Source organism: Croceibacterium salegens (assembly GCF_009827435.1).
GTDB classification, from domain to species: Bacteria; Pseudomonadota; Alphaproteobacteria; order Sphingomonadales; family Sphingomonadaceae; genus Croceibacterium_B; species Croceibacterium_B salegens.
Genome location: NZ_WTYM01000036.1, coordinates 1 through 23,656, shown reverse-complemented (window position 1 = coordinate 23,656; position 23,656 = coordinate 1). Strand labels below are relative to the sequence as shown.

The 23,656-nt window shown below is 67.2% G+C and carries 23 protein-coding genes and 1 pseudogene; 8 read left to right on the top strand and 16 right to left on the bottom strand.

Annotated elements, in window-relative coordinates; translation table 11 throughout:
- Window positions 1-4: 4 nt before the first annotated feature.
- From GRI89_RS08220 to GRI89_RS08200, 5 genes are all read right to left on the bottom strand, one after another.
- Window positions 5-1,093 (bottom strand): P-loop NTPase family protein, encoded by a 1,089-nt coding sequence (locus tag GRI89_RS08220; RefSeq protein ID WP_159794037.1) that lies wholly within the window; start codon window positions 1,091-1,093, stop codon window positions 5-7.
- Window positions 1,094-1,103: 10 nt separating this feature from the next.
- Window positions 1,104-2,621: an XrtA system polysaccharide chain length determinant gene (locus GRI89_RS08215; protein ID WP_159794035.1), complete on the bottom strand. Its 1,518-nt coding sequence runs from the start codon at window positions 2,619-2,621 to the stop codon at window positions 1,104-1,106.
- Window positions 2,622-2,637: 16 nt separating this feature from the next.
- Window positions 2,638-3,276 carry an XrtA/PEP-CTERM system exopolysaccharide export protein gene (locus tag GRI89_RS08210; protein ID WP_159794033.1) on the bottom strand — a complete coding sequence of 213 codons (639 nt, stop codon included), beginning with the start codon at window positions 3,274-3,276 and terminating at the stop codon, window positions 2,638-2,640.
- A 188-nt stretch (window positions 3,277-3,464) separates the two neighbouring features.
- Window positions 3,465-4,691 carry a pyridoxal-dependent decarboxylase, exosortase A system-associated gene (locus GRI89_RS08205; RefSeq protein ID WP_159794031.1) on the bottom strand — a complete coding sequence of 409 codons (1,227 nt, stop codon included), beginning with the start codon at window positions 4,689-4,691 and terminating at the stop codon, window positions 3,465-3,467.
- A complete protein-coding gene (locus GRI89_RS08200; RefSeq protein WP_159794029.1) occupies window positions 4,688-6,208 on the bottom strand; it encodes an acyl-CoA ligase (AMP-forming), exosortase A system-associated in 1,521 nt (506 codons plus the stop codon). The genes GRI89_RS08205 and GRI89_RS08200 overlap by 4 nt, the downstream gene beginning before the upstream one ends.
- Window positions 6,209-6,238: 30 nt before the next feature.
- Here GRI89_RS08200 and GRI89_RS08195 point away from each other — a divergent pair, with 30 nt between their 5' ends.
- The 4 genes from GRI89_RS08195 to GRI89_RS08180 are packed head-to-tail and all read left to right on the top strand — an operon-like array spanning window position 6,239 to window position 8,995.
- A complete protein-coding gene (locus GRI89_RS08195) occupies window positions 6,239-7,225 on the top strand; it encodes a GNAT family N-acetyltransferase (RefSeq protein ID WP_328598156.1) in 987 nt (328 codons plus the stop codon).
- Between the two features lie 31 nt (window positions 7,226-7,256).
- Entirely contained in the window at window positions 7,257-7,547 is a 291-nt protein-coding gene (locus GRI89_RS08190; RefSeq protein ID WP_159794027.1) for an acyl carrier protein, read from the top strand.
- Window positions 7,548-7,556: 9 nt separating this feature from the next.
- Window positions 7,557-8,216, top strand: a complete 660-nt coding sequence (locus tag GRI89_RS08185; RefSeq protein WP_328598155.1) for an alpha/beta hydrolase family protein — start codon at window positions 7,557-7,559, stop codon at window positions 8,214-8,216.
- Window positions 8,213-8,995, top strand: coding sequence for a hydrolase 1, exosortase A system-associated (locus GRI89_RS08180; RefSeq protein ID WP_159794025.1), 783 nt, complete (start codon window positions 8,213-8,215; stop codon window positions 8,993-8,995). Before GRI89_RS08185 ends, GRI89_RS08180 begins: the two co-directional genes overlap by 4 nt.
- On the opposite strand, the gene GRI89_RS08175 is transcribed toward GRI89_RS08180, so the two are convergent.
- Genes GRI89_RS08175 through ilvD form a run of 4 tightly spaced genes read right to left on the bottom strand, consistent with a single transcriptional unit; the run spans window position 8,972 to window position 13,764 of the window.
- The gene (locus GRI89_RS08175) at window positions 8,972-10,177 is read right to left on the bottom strand and encodes a class I SAM-dependent RNA methyltransferase (RefSeq protein ID WP_328598154.1); all 1,206 of its coding nucleotides are present in this window, start codon (window positions 10,175-10,177) and stop codon (window positions 8,972-8,974) included. The two genes, GRI89_RS08180 and GRI89_RS08175, sit on opposite strands and share 24 nt — an antisense overlap.
- Window positions 10,174-11,556, bottom strand: a complete 1,383-nt coding sequence (locus GRI89_RS08170; RefSeq protein WP_159794023.1) for an NAD(P)H-hydrate epimerase — start codon at window positions 11,554-11,556, stop codon at window positions 10,174-10,176. The genes GRI89_RS08175 and GRI89_RS08170 overlap by 4 nt, the downstream gene beginning before the upstream one ends.
- Window positions 11,543-11,908, bottom strand: a complete 366-nt coding sequence (locus GRI89_RS08165; RefSeq protein ID WP_159794021.1) for a hypothetical protein — start codon at window positions 11,906-11,908, stop codon at window positions 11,543-11,545. Before GRI89_RS08165 ends, GRI89_RS08170 begins: the two co-directional genes overlap by 14 nt.
- Window positions 11,908-13,764 (bottom strand): dihydroxy-acid dehydratase, encoded by a 1,857-nt coding sequence (ilvD, locus tag GRI89_RS08160; RefSeq protein ID WP_159794019.1) that lies wholly within the window; start codon window positions 13,762-13,764, stop codon window positions 11,908-11,910. Before ilvD ends, GRI89_RS08165 begins: the two co-directional genes overlap by 1 nt.
- 224 nt (window positions 13,765-13,988) lie before the next feature.
- Between ilvD and GRI89_RS08155 the strand changes: the two genes are divergently transcribed.
- Complete coding sequence (locus GRI89_RS08155) at window positions 13,989-14,912, top strand: hypothetical protein (RefSeq protein WP_159794017.1); 924 nt, start codon at window positions 13,989-13,991, stop codon at window positions 14,910-14,912.
- On the opposite strand, the gene GRI89_RS08150 is transcribed toward GRI89_RS08155, so the two are convergent.
- Genes GRI89_RS08150 through GRI89_RS08135 form a run of 4 tightly spaced genes read right to left on the bottom strand, consistent with a single transcriptional unit; the run spans window position 14,909 to window position 18,397 of the window.
- Window positions 14,909-15,637, bottom strand: coding sequence for an N-formylglutamate amidohydrolase (locus GRI89_RS08150; protein ID WP_328598179.1), 729 nt, complete (start codon window positions 15,635-15,637; stop codon window positions 14,909-14,911). The genes GRI89_RS08155 and GRI89_RS08150 overlap by 4 nt on opposite strands.
- Window positions 15,637-16,449 carry a 4-(cytidine 5'-diphospho)-2-C-methyl-D-erythritol kinase gene (locus GRI89_RS08145; RefSeq protein WP_159794015.1) on the bottom strand — a complete coding sequence of 271 codons (813 nt, stop codon included), beginning with the start codon at window positions 16,447-16,449 and terminating at the stop codon, window positions 15,637-15,639. The genes GRI89_RS08150 and GRI89_RS08145 overlap by 1 nt, the downstream gene beginning before the upstream one ends.
- An 8-nt stretch (window positions 16,450-16,457) precedes the next feature.
- The gene (locus tag GRI89_RS08140) at window positions 16,458-16,772 is read right to left on the bottom strand and encodes a hypothetical protein (RefSeq protein ID WP_159794013.1); all 315 of its coding nucleotides are present in this window, start codon (window positions 16,770-16,772) and stop codon (window positions 16,458-16,460) included.
- On the bottom strand, window positions 16,772-18,397 hold the full coding sequence (locus GRI89_RS08135) for an electron transfer flavoprotein-ubiquinone oxidoreductase (RefSeq protein ID WP_159794303.1): 1,626 nt from the start codon (window positions 18,395-18,397) through the stop codon (window positions 16,772-16,774). Before GRI89_RS08135 ends, GRI89_RS08140 begins: the two co-directional genes overlap by 1 nt.
- 114 nt (window positions 18,398-18,511) lie before the next feature.
- Here GRI89_RS08135 and GRI89_RS08130 point away from each other — a divergent pair, with 114 nt between their 5' ends.
- Genes GRI89_RS08130 through moaB form a run of 3 tightly spaced genes read left to right on the top strand, consistent with a single transcriptional unit; the run spans window position 18,512 to window position 21,542 of the window.
- On the top strand, window positions 18,512-19,258 hold the full coding sequence (locus GRI89_RS08130; RefSeq protein ID WP_159794011.1) for a uracil-DNA glycosylase family protein: 747 nt from the start codon (window positions 18,512-18,514) through the stop codon (window positions 19,256-19,258).
- Window positions 19,259-21,013 carry a lytic transglycosylase domain-containing protein gene (locus GRI89_RS08125; RefSeq protein ID WP_328598153.1) on the top strand — a complete coding sequence of 585 codons (1,755 nt, stop codon included), beginning with the start codon at window positions 19,259-19,261 and terminating at the stop codon, window positions 21,011-21,013.
- A 1-nt stretch (window position 21,014) separates the two neighbouring features.
- The gene (gene moaB / locus GRI89_RS08120) at window positions 21,015-21,542 is read left to right on the top strand and encodes a molybdenum cofactor biosynthesis protein B (RefSeq protein ID WP_328598152.1); all 528 of its coding nucleotides are present in this window, start codon (window positions 21,015-21,017) and stop codon (window positions 21,540-21,542) included.
- A 34-nt stretch (window positions 21,543-21,576) separates the two neighbouring features.
- Here the strand turns inward: moaB and GRI89_RS08115 are convergent, their stop codons facing one another.
- From GRI89_RS08115 to GRI89_RS08105, 3 genes and pseudogenes are all read right to left on the bottom strand, one after another.
- Window positions 21,577-22,062 carry a hypothetical protein gene (locus GRI89_RS08115; RefSeq protein ID WP_159794009.1) on the bottom strand — a complete coding sequence of 162 codons (486 nt, stop codon included), beginning with the start codon at window positions 22,060-22,062 and terminating at the stop codon, window positions 21,577-21,579.
- A 344-nt stretch (window positions 22,063-22,406) separates the two neighbouring features.
- Window positions 22,407-22,709, bottom strand: a complete 303-nt coding sequence (locus tag GRI89_RS08110; protein ID WP_159794007.1) for a hypothetical protein — start codon at window positions 22,707-22,709, stop codon at window positions 22,407-22,409.
- A 390-nt stretch (window positions 22,710-23,099) separates the two neighbouring features.
- A pseudogene (locus GRI89_RS08105) lies at window positions 23,100-23,534 on the bottom strand (tyrosine-type recombinase/integrase); the annotation flags it as partial.
- Window positions 23,535-23,656: the final 122 nt, after the last annotated feature.

The window sequence follows — 23,656 nt, the reverse complement described above, 5'->3', positions numbered from 1 at the left end:
TCGATCACTCCCCGTATCCGTAGTAGGTGCCGAAGCGGCGGCCGCTCGGGCTGTACTGCGCGCCGTTGAGCAGCAGCTTGATGTCCGGGCAGTGCGACAGCAGCGACAGGGCATCCTCGAGCGCGCTCTGCCCGGTGGTGTCGGCGCGGGCGACGACAAGCGCCTGGCCGACGTACTTGGCCAGTTCCGCAGCGGGAGATGCGGCCAGCGCCGGGGGCGAATCGAAGATGATCAGGCGGTTGGGCGCACCCTGCGTCAGTCGGTCGAGCACCGCGGCGGTGCGCTTGCTCGAAAGGAATTCGCTGTCCGAATTGGTCTGGTTGCCGGCCGGCAGGACGTAGAGACCGGCGACGTCTGTCGCCATGACGCAATCCTCGACCCGCAGGGAGGGGTCGGCCAGCGCGTCCATCAGCCCGCGCCCGCCGGTCAGGCCGAGCGTTGAGAGAATCGACGGCTTGGCGAAATCGGCGTCGACCAGCACGACCTCGCTGTCCTTTTCCGCCGCCATCGCCAGCGCGAGGTTGGCGGCGCAGAAGGTCTTGCCCTCGCCCGGCAGCGGCGAGCAGATTAGCACGCGCTGCGCCTTGGCCCCGCCGCCGTTGGCCTGGGCGTTGCGCGCCGCGAGCAGCACCTGCCGCTTGACGATGCGGAACTCCTCGAGGAGCGCGGTGACCTTGCCATCGGGCTGGATCAGGCCCTGCTGGCGAAGATGCTTGCGATCGAGAGTGTGGCGCTTGGTCGGAAAGGACACGGCCTGCTCGTCGGTCGTGACGACATGAGCGGCCGGGGCCGGCTGGGTCTCGACCGGCGCCGACTGGCTGGCCACTGGCGCGGGCTCCGGCTTAGGCTCCGGCGCAGGCTCGACAAACGCGCGCTCGACAACCGGCGCCGGTGCCGGTGCCGGAGCCGGTTCGGGAATGGGCTTGGCCGAAGACGCCTTGCTGCCGCGTTTTGCCTGCGGCTTGGCGAGGTCCGCCGGGACCGGAGCGCCGCCAAAGCCGAACAGGTCGTCGGCGCGCTCGAACAGCGACTTCTTGCACCCGCCCTCGCCTTCGCCACTACCCGGCAGTGGGATCTTGCTGTGCTCGGTCATCGCAGCCCCCTCACGCCACCATGCCGCGCTGGATGAACTCAGCGGCGAGCAGGACGATGAACAGGGCGCCGAGACCCGCCGAAGCGGCGGCGAAGCGGCGCAAGCGGTGCTTGTGCAGCGCGCGCGCGGCGTCGGTCATGGCGAGCGAAATGGTGCCGATCACGGGCAGCCCGAAAGTCTCCTCCAGCTTGCCCGCCGTGGCGAACGAGGAGCGCATGCGGCCGAGCATGTAGGCGGTGCCCGAACCCGCGCCGACGCCGAGGAACAGCACCGCGAACAGCAGGATCGGTCGGTTCGGCCAGCTCGGCGCGCGTGGCGTGCTCGGCGGGTCGATGACCTCGAACTTGATCGCGCTGCGCTCGGTCTCGACCTGGCCGCGCAGGCGCAGTTCCTCGCGATCCTGCAGGAGCTTGTCGTACTGCTGGCGCAGGACGTCGTAATCGCGGCTGATGCGCTGCGCCTCGGCGGCAACGCCCGGTTCCTTGGCCTGGCTGGCGGCGAAATCGGCCAGTTCGGACTGGATCGCCGCGGCGCGCGAGGACAAGGCCTCGACGGTCGCCTGGCGCTCGATCCGCAGGCCCTGCAGCGAGGTGTAGGCGGGGTTCGGCGTGCCGTAGTCGCCGCCCGCGCCCTGCGCCTGGATGCGCAGCGCGGCAATCTGCTTCTTCACCGCGACGACGTCGGGGTGGCTGTCGGTCAGCCCGCGCGCCTGCAAGCTGGCGAGGTTGGACTGCGCCTGCGCCAGCGCGGCCTTCGGGCCGCCGCCGTCTGCCGTAACGAGCGTGCGCGGCGTGCTGGCGATCTGGCCGTCGATCGCCGCGAGCGCGCTCCTGGCGGCGGCGAGGTCGGCCTGGACCGCGCGCAAGTCGTCGCGGTTGTTGTTTATCTTGGCGGAAATCGCCTCGGTCCCGCCGGCAAGGTCGGGGTGCTCGGCTTCGAACGCGAGCCGCTTCTGCTCGGCTTCCTCGAGCTGGTGGCTGCGTTCCTCGAGCTGCTGGTCGAGGAAGGAAATGGTGTCGCGCATCTCGCCGCGCGATTCACCGAGGTTGGATTCGCGAAAGATGTCTATCATGCGGTTGGCGATGTCCTGCGCCAGCTGCGCGTTCTCGGCGTCGGACAGGTCGCTGCGGCCGCTCGTGGCAGTGATCTCGAACAGGTTTTCGCCCTGCGCCACGACGACGATCTTCTTGGCCAGCGCCTGCACCGCGCGTTCCATCTGGCCCGGCGTGGTGATGTCGTCACCGATGCGCGTGGAGCGGATGACCTTTTCGAGGTTCACCGCGCTGGTCAGCGTCTGCTGGACGCGCAGGATGTCCTTCTCGCGGGTGGCCGAGCCGATGCCGATCTGCTGTGCCAGCGCGTCGTCGAGCTGGACGAAGATGCGGGTCTTGGAATCGTAGGCGTTGGGGATCAGCGCCACGACCAGCAAGCCGAGGATGCACAGGCCCCAGGCCACGGCGAGCGCGTGCCAGCGGCGGTTCCAGACCGTCCAGAGTGCCGAGCGCACTTCCTCGATGATGCCGTTCAAGCTCCGGGCCCCCTGCTCAGAACATGCTCTCGGGGATGATGATCACATCGCCGGGCTGGAGCATCACGTTGGCCCGGCTGTCGCCCTTCTTGAGCAGGTCGCCGAGGTGGAGCTGGTATTCGCGCTGGCGGCCGACCTGCTTGTCGAAGCGGATCAGCTTGGCGCGGTTGCCCGCGGCGAACTCGGAAAGCCCGCCGACCGCGATCATTGCGTCGAGCACGGTCATGTTGGCGCGGTAGGGGATCGAAGCGGGCTTCTCGGTCGCGCCGACGACGCGGATCTGCTGGCTGAAGGTGCCGGCGAACTGGTTGACGATCACCGTCACCAGCGGCTCGGCGATGTACTGCGAAAGCTGCAGGCGAATGTCCTCGGCCAGCATGGTCGGGGTCTTGCCCACGGCGGGCATGTCGGCGACCAGCGGGGTGGTGATGCGACCGTCGGGGCGAACCTGGACCTGCGCGCCGAGCTCGTCGTTGCGCCAGACGTGGATCGTCAGCTGGTCGAGCGGGCCGATGATATATTCCTCGCCCGGCCCTTCCTGCATCGCGACGAAGCTCGCGGGGGCGAGCTGGGCGTCGGGAGAGCTGGCGCAGCCGGCCATGGCAGCCACCGCAACGCTGGCGGCCAACAGGCGGGAAACGGCGGAAAATCGCATGGTCCGTCCTCGAGTTTTGGGCAGGCCGCACCCGGGGACAGCAAAACGCACCCGGTCCACGGCCCGTGGATCCGCTCCGGCTTGTCCCGGAAAAGGGTGAACATTGCGTTAGCCTTGAGGCCCAAAACCGCCCGATTCCGGGGGTTTCTGAGCGCCTGTCCCATCGCGGGACAAGCCGGGAGCCAATCCTAAACCAGCATCTCGCGGGCCGGTCCCTGGCCGAGGAAGGCCGAGGGGCTGGCGCTGGCCCCGTAGGCCCCGGCGCAGAACACCGCGACGATGTCCCCGACCTCGGCGTGCGGCAGCAGTGCCTGGTCGGCGAGACGGTCGAGCGGAGTGCAAAGGCACCCGACGACGTTAGCCTCCTCGGCCGGCTCGGCGGTGAACTTGCTGGCGATCGCAACGGGATAGTTGCGGCGAACCACGGTGCCGAAGTTGCCCGAGGCAGCGAGCTGGTGGTGCAGCCCGCCGTCGGTCACGAGGTAGGTGGTGCCGTGGCTGACCTTCCGGTCGAGGATACGCGTCAGGTACACGCCCGCCTCGCCGACGAGGTAGCGGCCGAGCTCGATGGCGAACTCCGTTTCGGCCAGTTCGGCGGGAAGTTCGGCGAAACGCTTGGCCAATTCAGAACCCACTGCACCGATATCAAGCGCTTCATCGCCATGGAAATACGGGATCCCGAACCCGCCGCCCATGTTGAGATGCGGCAGCGGTGCGCCGCTCTCCCCGGCAATCCGCGCCGCCAGGTCGAGCACATTGCCCTGCGTTTCGGCCACCGCCCCGGCGTCGAGCGCCTGGCTCCCGGTGTAGATGTGCAGCCCGCGCCACTCGGCCCCTGCGGCGATGATTTCCCTCGCCAGCGCCGGCAAGCGCTCGGCGTCGACGCCGAACGGCTTGGCCCCGCCGCCCATCTTCATGCCAGAGCCCCGAAGCTCGAAGTCCGGATTGACGCGGATCGCCAGCCTGGGGGTCGTGCCCAGTTCCCCGGCAATTCGCAGCGAGCGCCGCGCCTCGTTCTCGGATTCGAGGTTGAGAGTCACGCCATGCCCAATCGCCGCCTGCAGTTCCTCGTCGCGCTTGCCCGGTCCGGCGAAGCTGACCTTCGAGGGATCCTGCCCGGCTGCGAGGACCATCGCCAGTTCGCCGCCCGAGGCGATGTCGAAGCCATCCACCAGACCTTCCATCAATTCGAGGATAGGCTGGTAGGAATTTGCTTTTATTGCATAATGAATGCGAAGCTGCGACGGCATCGCCTCGCGCAACGCGGCCATACGGCGGCGCATGAGATCGGCCGAATAGACGAACAACGGCGTGCCGCCGGCCTGCTCGACCAGCGCGCTCGCGGGCTTGCCACCGACAGCGAGTTCGCCGCCGATGCTGTCGTATCCGGCAGGGATCGGGCCGAGCGGCTTCATGCGGCTTCCTTCCGTGCCATCTCGGCCTGCAGCGCGTTGCGGTCGATCTTGCCATTGGGGTTGAGCGGCATCGCATCGACCCAGACGACGTCACGCGGCTGCATGAAATTCGGCAAGTCGCGCTTCAGCGCGGCGCGCAGCCCTTCCTCGTCGCCCGCGCCGCGCACCACCAGCACCACCGCCTGTCCGAGCCGCGGATCGGGCACGCCGACCGCCGCCACCTCGCTGGCGAAGCCGCTGGCGAGCACCGCCTCCTCGATCTCCTGAGGACTTATGCGGTTTCCCGCGCTCTTGATCATGGCGTCACGCCGCCCGACGAAATAGAGCAGTCCGTCCTCGGCGCGCTTGACCCGGTCTCCCGACCATACCGCCGTGCCGCCATATTCGGACTGCTCCGGGGCCGGCTTGAACCGCTCTGCCGTCCGCTCCGCGTCCTGCCAGTAGCCGTGCGCCACGAGCGGGCCGCAGTGGACCAGTTCCCCTTCCTCGCCCGCCGACGTCACGCGGCCATCGTCGCCGATGACGAGGATTTCGGCGAACGGTATCGCCTTGCCCATCGAGGTCGGGTGCGTGTCGACCAGCGAGGGATCGAGATAGGTCGAGCGGAACGCCTCGGTCAGCCCGTACATCGGGAACAACCGCGCCTGCGGGAACTGCGCCCTCAGCTTGCGGACGAGGTCCTCGGTCAGCGCGCCTCCGCTGTTGGTCAGCCGCCGCATCGACGCCACGGCTTCCTCGGGCCAGTCGAGCTCGGTCAGCTGCACCCACAGCGGCGGAACCGCCGCCAGCGTGGTGACGCCGTACTTGGCGCAGGCCTTGGTGACGTCGCGCGGGGTCAGGTAGTCGAGCGGCGCCACGCTGCCACCGGCATACCAGGTCGAAAGAAGCTGGTTCTGCCCGTAGTCGAACGACAGCGGCAGCACGGCCAGAGTGACGTCGTCGCGCGCCAGACCGAGGTAGCTCGCCACACTGACGGCACCCAGCCACATGTTGGCATGGCTCAGCATGACGCCCTTGGGCCGCCCGGTCGAACCGCTGGTGTAGAGGATTGCCGCCAGTTCTTCGGGATCGCGCTGCGACGGCGCAAGCGGCGTGGCGTCACGCGAGGCGTCGAGCGCGTCCTGCTCGGCCATGGCGCGGCATTCATCCGGCACATCTCCATCTTCGAGCGTCGCCAAACGGGCAGGTGTCCCGATGAGCAGCTTCGATCCGCTGTCGGCAATGATATGCGCCACCTGCGCCCGCTTGAGCAGCGGGTTGACCGGCACGTGGACCAGCCCCGCACGGGCCGCGGCCAGCGGCAGCAGGCAGGTCAGTTCGCCCTTGGCCGCCCAGCTCGCCACGCGCGCGCCGTCGATTGGCACCTGGTCGCGCAGCCAGCCGGCCAATTTTGCGACACGGGTCTTTAACTCATCGAAGCTAAGCGTCTCGCCACGAAGGACGAGCGCCGGGTCGCCGCCTGCCCCTCGTTCGGCAAGGTGGTCGAGCGGCCGGGGCACAGGATCGGGACGCGGCATGGAAGCTCCGAACGGGGGACGCGAAGAACAGTGACGGCCATCAGCTATCACGACACGGTTAACGATGTGCAAGCCATAGACTTGGCCTCGCGCGGCCCGTTCGGGCGGCGCGACTGGTTCGCCGCGCTCGAAAGCAGCGCCGGAAGGCCGTTCTATGCTGTGGCCGCGGACGCCTCGGGCGGCGTGGTCTTTCCGTTGCGCCGCACCGGACGCAGGCTCGAAGCGCTGCTCAACTGGTACGCCTTTACCTGGCGCCCGCTTGGCACGGCCTATGCCTCGATCGACAGCCTTTCGATCGCGCTCGCCGGCGACCTTGCCCGACAGACTTCACATGTCGTTCTCGACCGCATTCCCGACGAGGACGGCACTGCCCGCCAATTGCAGCGCGCCTTCGAACGCTCCGGCTGGCTGGTCGTGCGCGAGGCGTGCGACACCAACCGCGTGCTCGAAGTCGGCGGCCGCAGCTTTGCCGAGTATCTCGAAGGCCGCCCCGGCCAGGTGCGCACGACACTGAAGCGCAAGGCAATGAAGGTCGATGTGACGATCCTCGACCGCTTCGACACCGCCGCCTGGGAAGACTACGAGGCGATCTATTCCGAAAGCTGGAAGCCGGAGGAAGGCGACCCCGCCCTGCTCCGCCGCTTCGCAGAGGCCGAGGGCGCCGCGGGGCGGATCCGGCTCGCGGTGGCGAAGCAGGACGGCGTGGCCGTCGCGGCGCAGTTCTGGACGGTCGAGGACGGCGTGGCCTACATCCACAAGCTCGCCCACCGCGAGAGCGCCAAGCCGCTGTCCCCCGGAACCACCCTTACGGCCGCACTGATGGAGCGCGTGATCGACGGCGACGGCGTGCAGTGGGTCGATTTCGGCACCGGCGACGACCCATACAAGCAGGACTGGATGGAGGACGCGCGTCCCCGCTACCGCCTGCAATGCTGGCGCGCGAACGACCCGCGCAACTGGCCGGCGATAGGCAAGGCGAAGCTGCGCACGCTTGTTTCACGCGATTCTCGCGGCTAACCGGGCTCCCGCAATGCAATTGAGGACCCCGATGAGCCGCGAAACCGCTCTCGACGATTCTGCCGACGCGACCGACGCGGCACTGCGCCAGATCCTGCAGGACGTGCTCGGCATCTCGGCCGAACGCGCCGCCTCCGTCGGCGCCGACACCGGCCTGTTCGGCCACCTGCCCGAACTCGATTCGATGGCCGTCGCCGGCCTGCTGACCGAAATCGAGGACCGGCTCGCCATCGTCATCGAGGATGACGAGGTCGATGGCGAGATGCTCGAAACCTACGGCGGCCTGCTCGAGTTCGTTCGCGCCAAGTGTGACGCAGGCTGACGCGGCGCAGTGATCGCCGGCTGGACGTCCCCTTCCGGTGAGGAATTCGCGCTCACGTTTGACCGCGACCGGACAAAGCGCGTTCTCGTGCTTCCGGCCTGGTTCGACGAGAGCAACAAGGTGCGTCGGCTGACGGTCGAAGTGATGCGGCGGCTGGACGGCGCAGGGGTCGACACGATCCTCCCCGACCTGCCCGGATGCAACGAAAGCGAAATTCCGCTCGAAACGCAGACAATCGCTTCATGGCGCGCGGCTGCGCAGGCCGCCGCAGACGAATTTTCCGCGACCCACGTGCTAGCAATCCGGGCCGGCGCGATCCTCGCCCCCGACCTGCCGGGCTGGCGCTATGCAACGGTGAACGGCAGCCAGGTCCTGCGCGCGATGCTCCGCGCCCGCACGATAGCCGCGCGCGAGGCGGGCCGCGAGGAAACGCGCGATGGCCTTCTGGAAACGGGTCGGCGCGAGGGGCTGGAACTGGCCGGATACCGGCTGGGTGCCGAAATGATCGGCGAGCTCGAAACCGCCGAGCCGACCGACCTTCCGCAGCAACGCAAGATCGCCCACGCCGACATCGGCGGCGCTGCCCTGTGGCTGCGGGCCGAGCCGGACCATGACGCGGCCCAGGCCGATGCGCTGGCGGCGATCCTGTCGATGGAGCTGCTGGCATGAACCGCAAGCACATCGCCTTCGATTGCGGCGGCGCGCAGCTTGCCGGGACGCTCGACGATGCCGAGGGCACGACTGGCCTGCTGCTCGTCACCGGCGGAAACGAAACCCGCGCCGGGGCCTTCTCGGGCCAGGCCGCGCTCGCCGATAGGATCGCCCGCGCCGGCCACCCGGTGTTCCGCTTCGATCGCCGCGGAGTCGGCGACAGCGAAGGCTACAACATGGGCTTCCGCCACTCGCAGGAAGACATCGCCGCCGCGCTCAAGGCCTTCAGGGATGCCTGCCCCGGCCTGTCGCGCGTGGTGGCGCTGGGCAACTGCGATGCCGCCAGCGCCCTGATGCTGGCCGGTGGTGCTGGAGCCGACGCCCTCGTTCTCAGCAATCCGTGGACCTACGAGGACGGTGATGCCGACGCCGCGCCGCCACCCGAAGCGATCCGCGCCCGCTATGCGCAGAAGCTGAAGGACCCGCGCGAACTGTGGCGGCTGCTGACCGGCGGCGTGAACCTGCGCAAGCTGGCCGGCGGGCTGCGCAAGGCCGCCAGCGCCGCGCCGCCGCCAAGCGACCTTGCCGGGGCGATGGCGCAGGGGCTGGAAGGCTATCGCGGACCGGTAAAGATCCTCATCGCCGGGGCCGACCGCACCGGGCAGGCGTTCCTGTCCGGGTGGGATCGCGGCGACAAGCGGCTGGCGATCTGCGAAGGCGCCGACCACGCCTATTCGGGCGCGACCGGACAGGAGTGGCTGCTCCAGCGGATCCTAGCCGTTCTCGCGGACAAATAGGCTCGCCAGTTCGACGTGGGTCGACCAGCGGAACTGGCCGACCGGGCGGATTTCGGCGAGGATGTATCCGGCATCCGCGAGCACCTTTGCATCGCGCGCCCAGCTTGACGGATTGCAACTGACGTAGACGATCCTGCCGATCTTGCTCGCCGCAACCTGCACCACCTGCTCGCGCGCACCGGCGCGGGGAGGATCGAGCACCACGCCGTCGAACCCCGCTAGCTCCTCGGAGCGCAGCGGGTTGCGGAACAGGTCGCGGTGGACGGCCTCGACCGGCAGCCGGGCGCGGTTGGCGGCCGTCCGGCAGGCGAGATGCGCATCGCGCGCCGCTTCGGCCGCGACGACTTGCGCCGTATCGGACAGCGCGAAGGCGAAGGTGCCAAGCCCGGCAAAGAGGTCCGCCACCCGCTTGCCGCCCGCCAGCCACTGGCGCGCTGCTCCGGACAGGGCCTCCTCTCCGTCGCGCGTAGCCTGCAGGAAGGAGCCCGAGGGATATTCGACCGCCACGCCCGACAGGGTGACGGTGACCGGCTCGGGCGCCCAGTAACTTTCCATGCCGTAGCCCTGGTCGAGCGAGAGACGGGCAAGGCCATTGGCGCGGCAGAATTCGAGCAGCGCCTCGGTTTCCTCGAGCCCGTCGACTTCCAGCCCCTTGATCGCGCAATCGACGCCGGAATCGGTCAGCGCGAGGTCGATCGAGAGCGCGTACTTGCCGCGACGGGGCGCAAGCAGGCGGCGCAGCTTGCCGACCGTGTCGAACAGTGCCGGGTCGAGGACGTGGCATTCGGCGAGGTCAACGACCTTGTGCGACCCGCCCTCGTTGAAGCCGATCAGCGGACGGCCGCCGCCGTTGATCGCCTTGAGCGAAGCGCGGCGGCGCGAACGCGGCGGGGAGAGGTGCACCGCGGCCACGACACCGGGTGCCAAGCCCTGCCCCTCGGCGGCATTGGTCACCCGGTCGCGGACGAAGTCGGCAAGCGAGACATCGTCACAGTGCTGCAACTGGCAGCCGCCGCAGCGCGGGAAGTGCCGGCACGGCGGCGTGGCGTGGTGCGGCCCTGCCTGCACGCTGCCATCGGGCAGGATCGTGTCGCCCGGCGCAGCCAGTGCGACATGCCGCCCCGACGCGGTGACACCGTCGCCCTTGGCGGCAACGCGGACGATCTCTTCAGCCTGGCTCACAGGCAGGCCGCGTAGGCTCCTGAAACATGCGCCGCAAGCTCGCTCGCGGAAAAGGCCGGGCCCGCCCGCCGCGCCGCCTCGCCGTGGAGCCAGACGCCGTGGCAGGCTGCCGCAAAGGCGTCGTCACCGGAGGCGAGGCGGCTGGCGATGATTCCGGCGAGCACGTCGCCGGTTCCGGCAGTCGAAAGCCAGCTCGAGGCCGGCGGCGCTATGGCAAGTCGTCCGTTGGACCCGGCGACAAGGGTATCCGGCCCTTTGGCGCCAACGACTCCGCCGACAGCCGACGCCAATGCACGCACTGCGTCGATCCGTCCTTCCGCCTCGACGCCGAAGGCCTGGGCCAGTGCGGCGAACTCCCCGGCGTGCGGCGTGATGACGAGCGGTGCCGAGCGGCCCGCCACCATCGCGGGATTGAGCAGGTGCAGGGCATCGGCATCGACCAGCGTCGGCAGGTCGAACGCCAGGGCGGCTTCCAGTTTCGCCTCCGCCGCCCCGTCGCGCCCGAGGCCGGGACCGACCAGCAGGGCCGCGATCCGCCGATCCTCCAGCGCCTCGTCCAGCGGGCGAGGATCGGCCACTGCCCAGACCGGCAGCCCGGATGCTTCGCCCAGCACCTTGATGTAGCCCGCGCCGGCATGGACCGCGCCGCTGGCGGCCAACGCGGCGGCGCCCGGCATCGGCCCTTCGACGATGGCCAGAAGCCCGCGCGTATACTTGTGCGCATCCTGAGTAGGCGCGGCCAGAGCCGGACGAGAAATCACCCGGGCAGCTTCATCGACCCGGGCCACGCCGATATCGACCAGCCGCAATTCGCCCATCGCCTTGCGCGCGGGGAGCAGCCGGTGTGCAAACTTCCACGCCCCGAGGGCAACGGTCAGGTCGTATCGGGGCAGGTCTTCATTCAGCAACACCCCGTCGTCGCTCGAAATCCCGCTCGGCAAGTCGACCGCCACGCACGAGGCATGCGTCCCGGCGAGTGTCCGGACCAGCCCGGCAAGTTCGTCGCCCAGCGGCCGGCTCAAGCCGCTGCCGAACAGGCAATCGACGAACACGCCGCCATGCCCGACAGCGGAAAAGCCACCCCAATAGGCGGTGCGGGCGTTGCGCGCCGCATCGGTCGCCGGTTCGAGTGGCGCGACGACGGTCACCGGCAGGTCCCACGCCCGCAAGGTCTCGGCGATGACGTAGCCGTCGCCGCCGTTGTTGCCCGGCCCGCACAGGACGGTTACCGGTCGGTCCACTGCGAGCCGGAAGATCCACTCCGCAGCACCGCGTCCGGCTTTCAGCATCAGGCTGTCGACGCTCTCGCCGCCGTCGATCAGCGCCTGCTCCGCCGCCTGCATCTGGGCGACGGTGAGAACCTGGTCACTCGGCGGCATGTATCTCGCGCTCTATCGCAGGCAGGACATATCGGTCGCCGCCGATCGCCACGGTCATCTTGCCGTCGGCATATGCGAGGGCGATCGGCTGAGCTCCGTCGGCCACCTCCAGCCCGCGCCCGTCGTCGACGATGCGGAAGCGGTGGAAGCTTCCGTCTGGATTATGGACGACGATAAGGTTTTCGCCGTCGCGCTCAGCCAGTTCGAAGGTGCAGTCTGCCCCGAAAACTTCGGCTCCCGCAGGGGCGCAGTCGATGCGGTCCGACGCCTCGGCCGCCTGCGGCGCCTCGCCCGTCCCGCCGGTGCACGCAGCCAGCGCCGCAATCGCGGTGAGCAGGGCGCTGAGGCGCATTACCCGCGCTTGAGCTGCGACACGTCGCGCACGGCGCCGCGCGCGGCGCTGGTGGTCATCGCGGCATAGGCCTTGAGCGCATCGGACACGCGGCGTTCGCGCGGGCGGGCGGGATGCCAGGCGGCCTCGCCCTTCGCTTCCATGCGTTCGCGGCGCGCCGCCAGTTCCTCGTCGGAGACCGCGAGCTCGATGGTCCGCGCCGGGATGTCGATCTCGATCGTGTCGCCGGTCTCGACCAGCGCGATCGCCCCGCCTTCGGCCGCTTCCGGCGAAACGTGGCCGATCGACAGGCCCGAGGTGCCTCCTGAAAAGCGCCCGTCGGTAATCAGCGCGCAGGCCGCACCGAGGCCCTTCGATTTGAGATAGCTGGTCGGGTAGAGCATTTCCTGCATCCCCGGCCCGCCGCGCGGCCCTTCGTAGCGTATGACGACCACGTCGCCCTCGCCCACTTCGCCGCCGAGGATCCCGGCGACCGCCGCGTCCTGGCTCTCGAACACCTTGGCCGGGCCCGAGAACCTGAGGATCTTCTCGTCGACCCCGGCGGTCTTCACGATGCAGCCGTCGCGGGCGATGTTTCCGTAGAGCACGGCGAGCCCGCCGTCCTGGCTGAAGGCGTTTTCCTTGCTGCGGATGACGCCGTTGACCCGGTCGGCGTCGAGTTCGTCCCAGCGGCGCGCCTGGCTGAACGCGGTCTGCGTCGGCACGCCGCCCGGCGCGGCCTTGTAGAATTCCTGCACCATCGGGTTGTTGGTCAGGCGGATGTCCCAGTCGGCCAGCGCATCGCCCATCGTCGGGCTGTGCACCGTCGGCAACGCGGTGTGCAGCAGCCCGGCGCGGTCGAGCTCGCCGAGGATCGCCATGATCCCGCCGGCGCGGTGGACGTCTTCCATGTGCACGTCGGACTTGGCCGGGGCGACCTTGCACAGGCACGGCACCTGCCGGCTCAGCCGGTCGATGTCCTTCATGGTGAAATCGACGCCCGCCTCGTGCGCGGCGGCAAGCAGGTGGAGCACGGTGTTGGTCGACCCGCCCATGGCGATGTCGAGGCTCATCGCGTTCTCGAACGCCTCGAAACTGGCGATGGCGCGTGGCAGGACGCTCTCGTCGCCCTCCTCGTAGTAGCGCTTGGCCAGCGCCACCGAGAGGCGCCCGGCGCGCTCGAACAGGCTCTGGCGGTCGGCGTGGGTGGCGAGTTGCGAACCGTTGCCGGGCAACGAAAGTCCGAGCGCCTCGGTCAGGCAGTTCATCGAGTTGGCGGTGAACATCCCCGAGCACGAACCGCAGGTCGGACACGCCGAGCGCTCGATCTCGGTCACTTCCTCGTCGGTGTACTTCTCGTCGGCGGCGGCGACCATGGCATCGACGAGGTCGAGCGCGACCTCCTTGCCCTTGAGCACGACCTTGCCCGCTTCCATCGGCCCGCCCGAGACGAAGACGGCGGGCACGTTGAGCCGCATTGCAGCCATCAGCATGCCGGGGGTGATCTTGTCGCAGTTGGAGATGCACACCAGCGCGTCGGCGCAATGGGCGTTGACCATGTACTCGACGCTGTCGGCGATAAGATCGCGGCTCGGCAGGCTGTAGAGCATGCCATCGTGACCCATGGCGATCCCGTCATCGACCGCGATGGTGTTGAATTCCTTGGCCACGCCGCCGGCCTTCTCGACCTCGCGCGCGACCAGCTGGCCGAGGTCCTTGAGGTGGACGTGGCCGGGCACGAACTGGGTGAAGCTGTTGGCGATGGCGATAATCGGCTTGCCGAAATCCTCGTCCTTCATGCCCGTCGCGCGCCACAATCCGCGCGCGCCGGCCATGTTGCGGCCGTGGGTCGAGGTACGGGAGCGGTATGCGGGCATGATCGGCTTTCAGGCTGCTGAATTCAGGGGTTGGTTATACCAGAAGGGGTCGCAGGCGGAGAACAAAACCGCAAGGCCGCGGTAAAGCGGGGCTATCGCAGAAGGCGCGCCTCCCTGTCGATGACACGAAATAAAAGTCCGCCGGCCTTCAGTAATCCTGCCGTCGTTGACCTGGTCTGCCCGGTGTGAGACCTTCGATCAGGGTTAACAGGGAGACATCGTCCATGTCTCGAATTGCTTGGGGCATAATCCTTCGACTTTCGATAGGCGCGGGCATTGCCGGAACGATTGCATCGTGCAGCGAACAAGCGGCGGAAGACGCCGTCGCTGAAGTCGAGGGCGATTATTGCGATGCCATTTCGGATTACGCGACGGCGGAAGATTGCGCCGATTTCCAGAAGCAGGCCGACCGCCAGACCGAAGGTACAGCATCGTTCAACGCGCCCAACCCGATCAAGCGGAACGACAGTTTTACCGTGTGGCTCGCCGTCGCCGCCAATCCGCCCCCGGCTTCACGCGGAACAGAAGCGACGGATACGAAGGAGCCCACGCCCGACCCCAGAGACGCGGCCACGGACGAAGCAGAGTCCCCGCGCGGGGATCCGCAACCTATCGCGGACCCCGAACCTGCACTGGCCGTCGCGCCCCGCCCCGGCGAAATCATCGCCAAGATGCCGGGCAGGCCCAAGGAGTTCACCGTCACCGTAGGCGAGCGCGTCAAGGCCGTCCTCCAGGGCGACGAAGCGTTCCAGATCGAGGCGAAGTCGGAACCGGTCCAGCGCGTCCATCTAGGCTCGCCCTACCCCTCGACGATGTGGAGATGGGAGGTCACCGCGCTGCGCGGAGGCGACCACACCATGACCATCACTACGGTCGCGCAGGCGATTGATCGCGAGGGCAATTATCACGACCTCACCCCGACATCGGAATCGCTGTCGTTCCAGGTGCAGGTCACGCCGCTGCAGAAGATCGAGGAAGGCGTTAAGGGGGCGCCGACGTGGATCAAGGCGGTGACCGCGATATTCGTCGCCCTCGCCGCGCTCATCGCCGCGATAAAGTCGGTGCGCGACGGGCTGCTCGACCTGCTGGGCATCCGGCGCAAGCCCGAGGCCACCCCGACAGAGCCGGAAGGCAACGACACGCCCTAGGTCAAGGCGGCGGCCACCTGCGGTATCACGCGAAGCAGCCTTTCAGCCCAGTCGGCCTGCCCGGCGGCGTCGCGGATCTGGTCCTGCCTAATTTCGATGCCGAAGTAGGGCCGGCGGTGGGCTTCGGCGTGGCGGTTCATCGTCTCGTTGAGCAACTTGCCGGAGTAGGGCTGCTGGTCGCCGACTTTGAGCCCCTCGGCTTCGAGCAGGGGGATGACGAGGCGCGCGGCGCGGTCGTCCTCATTGTAGAGGATCCCGCATTGCCATGGGCGCTGCTCGTTCGGCGCGCTGGCAAGGCGTGGGGTGAAGCTGTGCAGCGAGACGATCAACCGGGGCGGTGCGCGATCGAGCAGGGCCGCCAGCGCTTCATGGTAGGGACGATAGAACCGCTCGAGCCGCTCCTCCCGTCCGGCAATGTCGAACAGGTTGCCGGGGATCGCGTGCCCGTCGCTGGCATGCGGGATCACGCCCGGCGAGTCCTCCGCCCGGTTGCAATCGCAGACGAGGCGGCTGACGTTGGCGAGGAAGGCCGCGTAGCCCCGATGTTCGACCAATTGCAGGGCCACCCCGGCGACGCCGATGTCGATCGCGACGTGCTCGTTCAGCAGCTCGGGATCGATGCCGAGGTCGATGTCGTCGGGAACGCGGTCGGAGGCGTGATCGGAGACGATCAGCACACCCCCCGCCTGAGACTCTCCGGCGATGCAGAAGGCTTCTTTGCAGATCACCTGAGCTTGCCCTGCAACTGCCACCAGTCCGGATGCCCAGAAGCCAGCTTTTCCGCCGCCGCCCGCATGGCGTCCGCGCTTCGGTAGAGTGCGAAGCACGTCGCCCCCGAACCGCTCATCCGCACGAGATCGGCCTCCGTTTCACGCAGGGCGGCAAGGACTTCGGCGATGGCCGGGCACAGCGAGATGGCCGGCGCTTCGAGGTCGTTGCGTCCCTCGCGGGCGATCAGCGAGGGCGAGCCTTCGGGCAGCGGTCCGCGATCGACGCCGTCCCATGCCTTGAACACCGGCCCGGTCGGCAGCGCCACGCGCGGATTGACCAGCAGCACCGGCGTTCCGGCCAAGTCGCTCTCCATCGGCTCCAGCTCGGTCCCGGTGCCGCGTCCGATGCAGGTCACGCTCTCGACGCAGGCCGGGACGTCCGCCCCCAGCGCCGCCGCCCGCTCGCGCCAGTCGTCGGGCAAGCCATACGCATCGCGCACCATCCGAAACACCGCGCCCGCATCGGCCGACCCGCCACCCAGCCCGGCGGCGACCGGAAGGACTTTTTCGAGGGTGATCGACAGGCCGTCCGGACGCGGCAACTTGCCGAGCGCCTTCGAAACGAGATTGCCAAAGGGATCAGCTATTTCCGTGGCAAACTCGCCAACGACTTTCAACTCGTCCTTTTCGCTCGTCCGTGCCGAAAGCGTATCCCCCGCATCGACGAAGGCGAACAGGGTCTCGAGCTCGTGATACCCATCCTCCCGCCGCCGCCGCACGTGCAGCGCGAGGTTGATCTTGGCGTAGGCGGTTTCGGTGAGGCGCAAAGCGGCGATCAGTCCGCAACTGCTGGGTCTTCACGCCAGATCACGCGATCGCCCCAATGCTGGATGGACTTTGGGCCGCCATCACAGATGATCTGAAACCAGAATTCGTCATCCCATACTTCCTTGGTGCCTGACGTGATTCCGCCCATCTGAAGGGTGCCGTCTTCCTGCTCAACCAGGTCGACATTCCATCGCATGTCATGACCGGCAATGGATACGCTGATGACGCCATCCCACTCGTCGGTCGGTGCGTAGTCGATGCGATAGCGGCCCTCCGCGCCTTCGAATATCGCCTCAAAGGCTTCTGTCGAGGGGACCCGCATCACATATTCGGATAGTTCGGACCGCCGCCACCTTCGGGCGTGACCCATTCGATGTTCTGGGTCGGGTCCTTGATGTCGCAGGTCTTGCAGTGCACGCAGTTCTGGGCGTTGATCACCAGCCTGGGCTCGCCCTCCTCGACGCCGACGAACTCGTAGACCCCGGCAGGGCAGTAGCGCGCCTCGGGCCCGGCGTAGACCGACAGGTTGATGCGCGTCGGCACCGTGGGGTCCTTTAGCACCAGATGGCAGGGCTGGTCTTCGACGTGGTTGGTACCCGAGAGGAACACCGAGGAGAGGCGGTCGAAGCTGATCTTCCCGTCCGGCTTGGGATAGGCAATCGGCCTGTAGAGGTCGGCGCGGCGCGTTTCCTCGGCGTCGGTGTGGTGCTTCATCGTGAACGGCAGACGGATCTTCAGCGTGCGCAGCCACATGTCGATCCCGGCGAAGGCCGAACCGAGAGCACCGCCGAACTTGGCGACCAGCGGCTGGGCGTTCTTCACAAGCTGCAATTCGGTTGCAATCCAGCTTGAAAAAACCTCGCTATCGTATTCGGAAAGCGTGTCTTTCTCGCGTCCCCCGGCAATCGCCGCAGCAACGGCCTCGGCCGCCAGCATGCCGCTCTTCATCGCGGTGTGGGTGCCCTTGATGCGCGGCACGTTGACGAAGCCGGCCGAGCAGCCGACCAGCGCCCCGCCCGGGAAAGCGAGCTTGGGCACGCTCTGCCAGCCGCCCTCGTTGATCGCCCGCGCGCCGTAGGAGACGCGCTTGCCGCCTTCGAGCACCGCGCGGATCGCCGGGTGCTGCTTCCAGCGCTGAAATTCCTCGAACGGGTACACGTAAGGATTAGCGTAATCGAGCGCGGTGACGAAGCCGAGCGCGACCTGCCCGCCGGCCTGGTGGTAGAGGAACCCGCCGCCCCAGGTATCGCTCTCCGACAGCGGCCAGCCCTGCGTGTGGATCACCCGGCCCGGTTCATGCATTTCGGCAGGAATGTCCCACAATTCCTTGATACCAAGGCCATAAACTTGCGGCTCGCTCTCGGCATCGAGCGCGAAGTGCGCCTTCATCCGCTTGGTCAGGTGCCCGCGAGCGCCCTCGGCGAAGAGGGTGCACTTCGCGTGCAGTTCCATGCCCGGCTGGTAGTCGGGCTTGTGGCTGCCGTCGGCGGCGACACCCATGTCCTGCGTGGCGACGCCCATCACCGCGCCGCTTTCGTCGAAGAGGACTTCGGAGGCCGGGAATCCGGGGAAAACCTGAACGCCCAGCGCCTCGGCCCGTTCGGCCAGCCAGCGGCACAGGTTGCCGAGCGAGCCGGTGTAGTTGCCGTTGTTCGACATCAGCGGCGGCATGGCGAGGTGCGGCAGCTCCCACTTGCCCCGCTCGGTCAGCACCCAGTGATGGTTCTCGGTCACCGGCACCGCGGCCAGCGGGCAGGATTCGCGCCAGTCGGGCAGCAGTTCGTCGAGCGCGCGCGGATCGATAACCGCGCCCGAGAGGATATGCGCCCCGACCTCGGACCCCTTCTCGAGCACCACGACTTCGAGCGCTTCATCGACCTGCTTGAGGCGGATCGCGGCGGCGAGGCCCGCAGGCCCGGCGCCGACGATCACGACGTCGACCGGCATGGATTCGCGCTGGGATTCTTCTGCGCTCACCGGACTACCTTCATTCGCGTGAATAGCATGGACGGGGCTTGATAGCTGGGCGGCGGCAGGTCAAGACCTGCGTCGGACATGCACATGGATACGAGACGCGACATTCCCCTCGGCGAAGCGCTTGCCGGCGCGCAGGACTGGTGGCGCGAAGCGGGCGTCGACTGCGATTTCGCCGACGAGCCGCACAACTGGCTGGAGGTACCGGAAGCTCCCTCGGAGACGCCTGCTCCGGCGATGGCAGCGGTCGTCGCTGCGCCAGTAAAGCCGAAGCAACCGCCGCTCGGCGGGGAGCGCGATACCTGGCCGAAGACGCTCGTCGATTTCGCGCACTGGTGGCGGGCCGAACCCTCGCTCTCGGCCGCCGGCAACGGGCCGCGCCTGGCCCCGCGCGGATTCGCCGACGCCAAGTTGATGATCCTCGTCGCCATGCCCGAGGCCGGCGACACCGATACGCTGCTCTCGGGCCCGCACGGCCAGCTCCTCACGGCCATGCATGAAGCCATGGGCCTCGACGAGAGCGAGATATACCTCGCCACCGCCCTGCCCTGCCATGCGAGCCATGCCGACTGGACGGGACTTGCCGCGCGAGGCTTCGGCGATATCGTCCGCCACCACATCGCACTCGCCGCCCCTCAGCGCATTCTGCTGCTCGGTCGCGATATTTTGACTCTTTTTCAGCACGATCCGGCGCAGCGCAGTGTAAATCCACGGCAAATCGCGCTTGATGCGGTCGACCCGGCCGTACTTGCCGCAGTCGGCCCGGAAACGCTGCTGCAGGGACACCGCTTCCGGGCCGCGCTATGGCGTGCCTGGCTCGACTGGAGGGAATAAGTGAGGAAATTCGCAGCCGCCACGGCGGCCGTGCTCCTGATGCAATTGGCCGCCCCCGCCGCGGCGGAGACGACGCGCGAGTACTTCACCGCGCACGCCACCCAGAACGGTGCGCCGCAGCAGCTCGACCGCGAGACGCGCGAGTACTACAGCGCCGTCTTCAGCGCGATCGACCGGAGCGACTGGACGACGGCGAGCACCATGCTCGACCAGCGCGACGGCCTTCTGCATCCGGTGGCGCGCGCCGAACTCTACCTCGCCGCCGGTTCGCCCAAGGTCGAACTGCCGCAGATCCAGGCGTGGATGGAACGGGGCAGCCGCCTGCCCGAAGCCGCGCAGCTCGCCCGCCTCGCGATGACCCGCGGCGCGACCGAAATGCCCTATGTGCCGCAGGAAGCGAGCTTCTATCCGCTCAGCAGCATTCCGCGCCGGGTCCGGCCCCGCTCGATCGAAGATGGGTCGATGCCGACGGCGATCCGCGAACAGATCCTGCAGCGGATCACCGAGGACGACCCCGACGGCGCCCGCCAGCTGCTCGACGGGATCGATGCGACACTGACGCCCGATGCCCGCGCCGAATGGCGCCAGCGCATCGCCTGGAGCTATTACATAGAGAACCGCGATCCGCAAGCTCTCGCCCTGGCGCAGACGGTTGCCGCGGGCAGCGGTCCATGGGTGGCCGAGGGCGACTGGACCGCTGCGCTTGCGGCGTGGCGGCTGGGCGATTGCATTCTCGCCGGAGACTACTTCGAACGCTCCGCCCGCGGGGCGCAGAACACCGAGCTTCGCGCCGCCGCCTACTACTGGGCGAGCCGCGCGGCCCTGCGCTGCCGCAAGCCGGAAAAGAGCGCCGAGCTTCTGCGCGGCGCGGCCTACGACGACCAGACGCTCTACGGAATGCTGGCGAGCCAGCAGCTCGGCAAGGACCTTCCGGTCAGCGTCGAGACGGCCGACTTCAGCAAGGACGACTGGCGCAGCCTCAAGGACAACGAGAACGTGCGCACCGCGGTCGCGCTGGCCGAAATCGGTCGCGACGTGCTCGCCAGCGAGGTGCTGATCCACGAAGCCAAGATCGGCAACCCGAAGGACTTCGGCGCGCTGACCCGCCTTGCCCGCGATCTCGGCCTTCCGCAGACCCAGCTTTACTTCGCCTACAACTCGCCCTCCGGCGCCAATCCGGACCCGGCCTCGCGCTATCCGACGCCGAAGTGGATGCCGACCACCGGATGGCAGGTCGACCCGGCGCTGGCCTATGCCCACGCCCTGCAGGAATCGGCCTTCCGCTCGAACGCGGTGAGCCCGGCGCAGGCCAAGGGGCTGATGCAGATCACCCCGATCACCGTGCGCGAACACGCCCCGCGGCTCGGCATGAGCGCCAGCGCGGTCAACATCTTCGACCCGGCGACCAACCTCGCCTTCGGGCAGCAGAACCTGCAGATGCTGCGCGATTCACCCGCCACGCGTGGGCGGCTGCCGCAGGTTATGGCCGCCTACAACGCCGGCCTGACCCCGGTGACGCGCTGGGCCTACGAGATTCACGACCAGGGCGATCCGCTGCTCTACATGGAGAGCATTCCCTACTGGGAGACGCGCAGCTACGTCGCCATCGTGATGCGCAACTACTGGATGTACGAGCGGCAGGCCCGCGCCCAGTCGGCCAGCCGTCTCGCGCTGGCCGAGAACCAGTGGCCGGCATTCCCGAGCGAAGGCGGCAGGACCGACGGGCGGGTCTACATGACCGCATCGGAGAACTAGGGTGGCGATCGACGAGAGCCGGCCGTTCAAGCCCATCTCCATCGCCCTGCTGACCGTCAGCGACACACGCGGTCTGGCCGAGGACACCTCGGGCGACATCCTCGCCCAGCGCATCACCGGGGCCGGGCACCGGCTGGCGGTGCGGGCGATCGAGAAGGACGACGCCGACGCCATCGTCCGCCGCCTCAACGGCTGGATCGACGACCCGGCGATCGATGCGATCGTCTCGACCGGCGGCACCGGCCTGACCGGCCGCGACGTGACCCCCGAGGCGCTGCACCGCGTCGCCGACAAGGTGATCGAAGGCTTCGGCGAACTGTTCCGTTGGGTCAGCTACCAGACCATCGGCACCAGCACCGTCCAGAGCCGCGCCCTCGCCGTGCTGGCGCGCGGAACCTACATCTTCGCCCTGCCCGGCTCGAACGGCGCAGTGAAGGACGGCTGGGACCGGATCCTGGCGGAACAGCTCGACAGCCGGAATCGACCCTGCAACTTCGTCGAGCTGATGCCACGGCTGCGGGAGGTTTGAGCCGCCATTCGGCCGGCGGCTCAACTGTGGGCGGTCACGATGAATAAGTGAACTGATGCTGGCACTCTACCCGCTCGGCGTCCTCGATCTTGAAGCGGGACACGATGGCGTTGTCCTCGTCGTTGCCCTTCAATGCCGACCCGCTCAACCAGATGAGTAGCTTGTTCGTTTCATAGTCCAGAGGGTCATAGATCGCGTATCGGGGCTCACTCACGATCCGGTAGACCGAGGTCTTGCCGCGCTGGAGGATACGCTGTTTATCCTTCTTGGTATCGGCCCAGACTTCGCCTTCCGCGATGCGAAGCTCACTCTTGCTGCTCGCGACAAGAACCGAGATTTCCTCGGAACTTCCGGGGACCTCGGTCAGGCGCTCTCCGTTGTTCAGGCTGAAGGTGTTGTATTTGAAACAGACCAGTTGAGGTCCGATCACCGGTTTGCCGAGCTGGCCCGCACTCGCCGCACTCGACGCTGCAAGGAGCATCGCAAGAACCGAACGCGCGATAAGGGACTCCTTCGACATCCGCTCCCCCTCCCCCTATTCTTCGACAGGGTATGTCACCCCCCGTCGCTGCCTGCCAGCGCCCGAAAGAAGTCCGTTACTGCAACTTTGTCCGCTCTGCCCAAATGTCCCAACGACCTGAAAGGCTATTTAGCCAGCTCGATTGAATACAACCTGTTATCAGGCTGAGACATTGACTCAGTCAGCATTCCTGGCGTCAGTTATATCACTGGCCAGCTCCGGACGATTTTCCATCGCCGCTAAAGTGCATGACCATTGCACCACTTCGGTCGGCAACCTCGCCTGACTTGCCCTAGATACGTCCGACGCACCCGAACGCGGCATTTGGCCCAGTGTTATTGGGGTCAATCGGATTGCAGCCGAGCAGCAACGAAACCACTCCGCCCTCCGCGTAATCGTCGGCTGAAGTCACAAGACGGGACCAGTGAAAATATCTGCGAAGGATGCTGGTTCATGCCGACACAATGCGCGGTAGCGATCACCTTGGCGCCATCGTCAAGGGCCACATCGACTTTGCCTGGTGCGTTGCCGGACCTCGCCGCCATTCCCTGCTCGCCGACACCTCCAGTGAATTTGACCTCGCCCCAGGTTCCCGAGATCGTGAAGGTTTGCGCCTGTGCACCGGTTGCCACCATCAAGGCGGCCATCGCTCCAATAGAGAGTATCGTTTGATGATACGCTCCTCAATCGGTTTGCGACCAGAGCGCGCGCGACTATCTCGCTACGAGATGGCGCCAAGCAAGGTTTCCTACTGATATTTCCGAGATAGTTGGCACGCCCGTTTCCCAGTCCGGCGTCGAACTGGGCATTTCCCTAGCACAATTGCCGAAAACTCGAAATCAGCGCGACTTGTCCAAGGTTGAACTTATTTGTCGTCGCGACAGTGGGTGCTATGTGGAATTGTCGCCTTATCGTTTCGAACCGACGAGCATAGAAAATCAATGTCCGCTTCCCGCCCAGTTTCAGACAAAAGGTCCGATGTCCGAGTTTGAGAAGCGGCCCTTCCGCTTCCGTTTTGGGAAAGGACCGCCTCGACCTCAGATTTCCGTGCGCTCGGCGAGCAATAGCGCGTCCTCGATGTCCACGCCCAGGTACCTGACGGTGTTCTCGATCTTGGAATGGCCAAGCAGGATTTGCACGGCACGGAGATTGCCCGTCGCCTTGTAAATCATCGAAGCCTTGGTGCGCCGCATCGAGTGCGTACCGTATTCCTCACGTCGCAGCCCAATGGCAGTCACCCATTCATCGACCAGGCGCGCGTATTGTCTCGTGCTCAGGTGCTTTGTTCGATCGATGCGGCTTGGGAAGGCGTAGTCTTCGGTCGATCCTCCACGCCGCTCGAGCCACGCCAAAAGGCTGGCACGAACATCGCCTGTCAGTTCGAACTGAACAGGGCGCCCGGTCTTCTGCTGGATAACCGTCGACCGGCTTCGTATCTCCTGGCTGGCGACAAGATCCCCGATCCTGATCCTGCTCCTGACGCCACTGACAGCCTCACTGCATGGGAATAGTAGCGGAGAAAGGCGCCAAACCCCCGACCAGCCAACTTGTCCGCGAAGAATGTCCACTTTCGGGAACTAAGAAGTCGGGCTCT